The organism is Rhodovulum sp., assembly GCF_011048875.1.
In the GTDB taxonomy this organism is placed as follows: domain Bacteria; phylum Pseudomonadota; class Alphaproteobacteria; order Rhodobacterales; family Rhodobacteraceae; genus Rhodovulum; species Rhodovulum tesquicola.
The window spans coordinates 1-3,967 of the sequence record NZ_DSDD01000244.1 but is presented as its reverse complement, the minus strand read 5'-3'; the positions used below and the strand labels follow the sequence as shown (position 1 = coordinate 3,967).

The 3,967-nt window shown below is 65.9% G+C and carries 8 protein-coding genes and 2 tRNA genes; 4 read left to right on the top strand and 6 right to left on the bottom strand.

All coding sequences use genetic code 11. The annotated features are described in order from the left end of the window. A partial coding sequence (locus ENN83_RS17140) for an IS630 transposase-related protein (RefSeq protein WP_414707642.1) occupies positions 1 to 133 on the bottom strand: 133 nt, incomplete at its 3' end. Positions 134 to 380: 247 nt separating this feature from the next. Next, positions 381 to 839 carry a type II toxin-antitoxin system RatA family toxin gene (locus ENN83_RS08675; protein WP_287185997.1) on the bottom strand — a complete coding sequence of 153 codons (459 nt, stop codon included), beginning with the start codon at positions 837 to 839 and terminating at the stop codon, positions 381 to 383. 69 nt (positions 840 to 908) lie between these two features. Here ENN83_RS08675 and hpt point away from each other — a divergent pair, with 69 nt between their 5' ends. The 3 genes from hpt (at position 909) to ENN83_RS08660 (ending at position 2,356) form a co-directional block, all read left to right on the top strand. After that, a complete protein-coding gene (hpt, locus tag ENN83_RS08670; RefSeq protein ID WP_287185996.1) occupies positions 909 to 1,448 on the top strand; it encodes a hypoxanthine phosphoribosyltransferase in 540 nt (179 codons plus the stop codon). Further along, the gene (locus ENN83_RS08665) at positions 1,445 to 1,627 is read left to right on the top strand and encodes a hypothetical protein (protein ID WP_287185994.1); all 183 of its coding nucleotides are present in this window, start codon (positions 1,445 to 1,447) and stop codon (positions 1,625 to 1,627) included. The genes hpt and ENN83_RS08665 overlap by 4 nt, the downstream gene beginning before the upstream one ends. A gap of 270 nt (positions 1,628 to 1,897) precedes the next feature. Further along, positions 1,898 to 2,356 (top strand): MmcB family DNA repair protein, encoded by a 459-nt coding sequence (locus ENN83_RS08660; RefSeq protein ID WP_287185992.1) that lies wholly within the window; start codon positions 1,898 to 1,900, stop codon positions 2,354 to 2,356. Here ENN83_RS08660 and ENN83_RS08655 read toward each other — a convergent pair. Next, positions 2,346 to 2,573, bottom strand: coding sequence for a DUF6324 family protein (locus ENN83_RS08655; protein WP_287185990.1), 228 nt, complete (start codon positions 2,571 to 2,573; stop codon positions 2,346 to 2,348). The genes ENN83_RS08660 and ENN83_RS08655 overlap by 11 nt on opposite strands. Positions 2,574 to 2,715: 142 nt before the next feature. On the opposite strand from ENN83_RS08655, the gene ENN83_RS08650 reads away from it, so the two are divergent. Then, positions 2,716 to 2,792: transfer RNA gene (locus ENN83_RS08650), tRNA-His, on the top strand. Here ENN83_RS08650 and ENN83_RS08645 read toward each other — a convergent pair. The 3 genes from ENN83_RS08645 to ENN83_RS08635 form a co-directional block, all read right to left on the bottom strand. Continuing rightward, the gene (locus ENN83_RS08645; protein WP_287185988.1) at positions 2,771 to 2,953 is read right to left on the bottom strand and encodes a hypothetical protein; all 183 of its coding nucleotides are present in this window, start codon (positions 2,951 to 2,953) and stop codon (positions 2,771 to 2,773) included. The two genes, ENN83_RS08650 and ENN83_RS08645, sit on opposite strands and share 22 nt — an antisense overlap. Positions 2,954 to 3,280: 327 nt before the next feature. Beyond that, positions 3,281 to 3,355: transfer RNA gene (locus ENN83_RS08640), tRNA-Gly, on the bottom strand. Between the two features lie 124 nt (positions 3,356 to 3,479). Continuing rightward, positions 3,480 to 3,967 (bottom strand): hypothetical protein (locus tag ENN83_RS08635; protein WP_287185986.1); only part of this gene is annotated, 488 nt, incomplete at its 5' end.

Sequence of the window (3,967 nt, the reverse complement as noted above, 5' to 3'; positions counted from 1 at the left end):
GCCACGTGGCGGCCCATCTCACCGCTGTCGCGCGCGCAATCCGCATCCTGCGGCCCGCTGCACTGGCCGACATACCCTCATCCAGAACGGCCACAAACCGCTGACGCAAATCCGAAGAATACGGTTTCCCCATCCATGCCGCCTCCTTCCCGGCAGTCAGCATGAATCAGAAATCACCCCGGATGTGAATCCCAAAGATTCAACTTGGTCGCGGTCGACTCTAGCCCGCCCCGGACGGAAGCGTCGCGGGGGCGGGGGCGTCGGGCAGCCCACGCGCGGCCGCGCGTCACCTGTGCTGCCATGACACGGGCGACGAAATCGGCCGGGGCGTCGGTGAGTCCCGCCGCTTCGCCCCCGGGGTGCCCGACGGGCCGAAAGGCTCAGGCGGCGGGCTTGCCGTACAGGTCTTCGGCGCGGGCCTCGAAGGCGCGCACGATCCGCAGCATCGCCTCGTTGAACACCACGCCGATCACGCCCTGCAACACGCGATTCTTGAACTCGAAATCGACGAAGAACTCGACCTTGCAGCGGCCCTCGGCGACGTCCTCGAAATGCCAGTAGGATTTCAGGTACCTGAACGGCCCGTCCAGATACTCGGTGTCGATCCTGTAGAGGCTGGGCCACAGCGTCACGCGGCTGCCGAAGCGTTCGCGGAACACCTTGAAAGAAATCACCAGATCGGCCTCCATCAACTCGTGATCGCCGAAATCCGTGCGCCGACGGATGCGCGCGGCGGCCGTCCAGGGCAGGAATTCGGGGTAGGCGGCGACATCGGCCACCAGATCATACATCTGCTGCGCCGAATAGGGCATCTCGCGGTTTTCGGAATGTCTGGGCATGATCCCGTTTGTCTGCTGACAGTGGGCAGTCGTTTCTGCTAGTGAGCGGCCGAAATCAAGGGGGAAGGCATGGGCGAGCGACCCTATGTCATAGACGAGATGCTGTCGGCCAAGACGATCGCCGCCCGCGTCGAGGCGCTGGCGGCCGAGATCACGCGCCATTTCTCCGATACCGACAAGCTGGTGGTGGTGGGGCTGCTGCGCGGATCCTTCGTGTTCATCGCCGATCTGGTGCGCGAATTGCGGCTGCCGGTCGAGGTCGATTTCATCGAGACCTCGTCCTATGGCAGCGGCATGGAAAGCTCGCGCGAGGTGCGCATCCTCAAGGATCTGCGCGGCAAGATCGAGGGGCGCGACGTGCTGGTGGTCGAGGATATCGTCGACACCGGGCACACGCTTGCGCATGTGCTGCACCTGCTGGCCGCGAAAAAGCCCCGGCGGCTGGAATCCTGCGCGCTGCTGGACAAGCCCTCGCGGCGCGAGGTCGAAGTGCGGGCAAGCTGGGTAGGCTTCGAGATCCCCGACCGCTTCGTGGTGGGCTATGGCATCGACTTTGCCCAGCGCAACCGCAACCTGCCCTATATCGGATCGGTCCGGTTCGAGGAATGAACCTGCTGTGGCTTCTGCGTGCGAAACGCTGGGCGCAACACCCGCCCAGCGCGTCGCGCGTGCGGCTGGTGCTGGGGGTGGTCGCGCTTTGCCTGCTGCTGGTGCTGGTCGAATGGCTGGTCGGCTGGCCCGAGGCGCTGACGGTCAGTTCAGGTGCGCGCGGCGCCTTGGCCCCCTGAGCGGGGCGCTCAAATCGGTATACGGGGCGGCAAAGGGGCGGGACCACCACGACCGTAAGGGCAGCTCATTCCCGAGGACCTGTTCATACAGGTGGGCGCCAGGTAACCGGGCCAGGACCCGGACAGAGCCAGCTCCCTCGGATTTGCTTAAGGCCACCGGAATTTGACCCCAGCACGGGAAGGGCAGAACCCGCCTTCGATCACAGATAGGGCAGGGCGGGGATGGCTGCAAGGCTTGCCACCTGTTCATGGATTGTTCATCCTGCCTCCATGCCAAGCGTCCCGCCCCGACCGCCTGCCGCGCTGGCGCCCGGCCAGCTGATCGCCCGCGGCGTCAGCCGGCACCTGCGCGATCTGGGCTTTGCCTGTGTCGAGGAACTGGTGCCCACGGCCGGGCTGCGCGTCGATGTGATGGCGCTTGGGCCGAAGGGCGAAGTCTGGATCGTCGAATGCAAGTCGTGTCGGGCCGATTTCGCCGCGGATCGCAAGTGGCAGGGCTATCTCGACTGGTGCGACCGCTTCTTCTGGGCGGTGGACGAGGCGTTCCCGCGGGACCTGTTGCCGCCCGGCACTGGCTTGATCTTGGCCGATGCCTACGGCGCCGAGATCCTGCGCGAGGGCCCCGAGACAAGGCTGGCGGGCGCACGGCGCAAGGCGGTCATGCAGAGATTCGCCCGCCACGCGGCGTTGCGGTTGCAGGCGCTGCGCGACCCGGGCCTCAGCCCCTAGGGCGGTCCTTCTTGCCCGGTTTGGCGGCCTTCTCGCCGATGGTGCGGGCCTGTGCGGCGGCGGCGCGGATTTCCTCGGCGATCTCCTCGGCCTCGTCGGGGTCGAAATCCATCGGCAGGTCGACACCCTCGCCCTCGACATAGAACCGCACCATGCCAAGGCTCGTCGGCCCGATCTGCAAATTCGCGGCGAGTTCGCTTTCCTTGTCGATGCCCATGGCAGCCCCTCGGAATGGTCAGGGTCCTGCGTTAGCCTGTCGCCCCCACGCTGACAAGAGGCGTGCGGCGCAGGCAAAAGCCGCCCCGATCCGGCAACGGGGCTTGCATTGCGCCACGACGGGCGTTAAATCGCGCTTCAGTGCCGCCTTAGCTCAGTTGGTTAGAGCGCTGGATTGTGGATCCAGAGGTCCCCCGTTCAAGCCGGGGAGGCGGTACCACGCATCTCCCCGTTATGTCGTCCTTCGACGACGGCGATTTTAACCGCCGGAGCGGCGGGCTGCGGCCGGTTGGCATTGGCCGGACCCGGCAGAGCATCGAGCACATGGAAAGCCCTGTCGCCGACCTTGCTCCGTTTGCTGGAAAGGTCGGGAACCGGCATCGCGGTCTCGATGATATGCGCGGCGCTCGCGCAGATCCTGTCCGGCGTGGCCCGGTCTTGAGCAGAGGGAGGGGCGATGTGCCGCCCGGAGGCATGCGCCCCGCGGGGCGGCCCCCCAAGCCCCATCTTCCGCACATGGCCGTCGCTTTTCCGCAAACGGGCTTGTCGTCAGCCTCGCCGATAGCGCGCTCGCCGATGATCCGTCTTCATGGACCGGGCCCCGGCGTCTTGACGAATGCCGTCCCTTTCCAGTCCGACCGAGATGGCCAGCCGCGCGGCTTCGCACGACCGTTATCGGTCCAGTTGGACATCTGTATTGGTAAATTCTGGAGCGGGCGATGAGATTCGAACTCACGACCCTTACCTTGGCAAGGTAATGCTCTACCCCTGAGCTACGCCCGCGTCCATTGGGTAAGGCCTGATTTATAAACTCCGCTGGGGGGCTGCAAGCGGAAAATTCCGCTTGCAGGGGTTTTTTCGAATGGCACCGGATACAGATGCCCGCCGCTGCCCTGATGGGACGCATTCAGCGCGCGCGTCGCAGCGTGTAGAGCAGGATGAGCGCCACGCCGATCAGGGGCAGGCCGGCCGGCAGAGGCACAACCGTCATCGTGGCGTCCTTGTCGGAGGCGCTTGTCCGGGTGATCGCGAACTCGGCCTCGTAGCCCGAGAAATCGCAGATGCCGTCCGGCAGGCCCGGGAAAGCCGGGGTTCCGCCCGGGCCGCATGCCTTGGGACGATAGCTCCCGGCTTCGGCCACATAGGAGATCCTGTTTCGGCTGGGGCTGATCGTGAGCCCGCGATCCGGGGCGATGCCGAACCAGGCGGAATCGGCCAGGCCGGTGACAGGATCGGGCGCGCCGACATTGCTCAGCATGCCGCATTCATGTCCGTTGATCGAACAGGCGGGGGCGATGCTGTGGCCATCGCCGAGCGTGAGGCTGACCTTCACGCGCGCGCCGGGCGCGAGGCCCGCAAAAAGGGCGCCCAGACTGGCGGGCATCGTCCAGTCGG

Excerpts from the sequence above, each read along its gene's own strand:
- ENN83_RS08645 (WP_287185988.1), bottom strand. The coding sequence starts at position 2,953 with ATGCCGGTTCCCGACCTTTCCAGCAAACGGAGCAAGGTCGGCGACAGG.
- ENN83_RS08665 (WP_287185994.1), top strand. The coding sequence starts at position 1,445 with ATGAACCTGCTGTGGCTTCTGCGTGCGAAACGCTGGGCGCAACACCCG.
- ENN83_RS08655 (WP_287185990.1), bottom strand. The coding sequence starts at position 2,573 with ATGGGCATCGACAAGGAAAGCGAACTCGCCGCGAATTTGCAGATCGGG.
- ENN83_RS08675 (WP_287185997.1), bottom strand. The coding sequence starts at position 839 with ATGCCCAGACATTCCGAAAACCGCGAGATGCCCTATTCGGCGCAGCAG.
- ENN83_RS08660 (WP_287185992.1), top strand. The coding sequence starts at position 1,898 with ATGCCAAGCGTCCCGCCCCGACCGCCTGCCGCGCTGGCGCCCGGCCAG.
- hpt (WP_287185996.1), top strand. The coding sequence starts at position 909 with ATGGGCGAGCGACCCTATGTCATAGACGAGATGCTGTCGGCCAAGACG.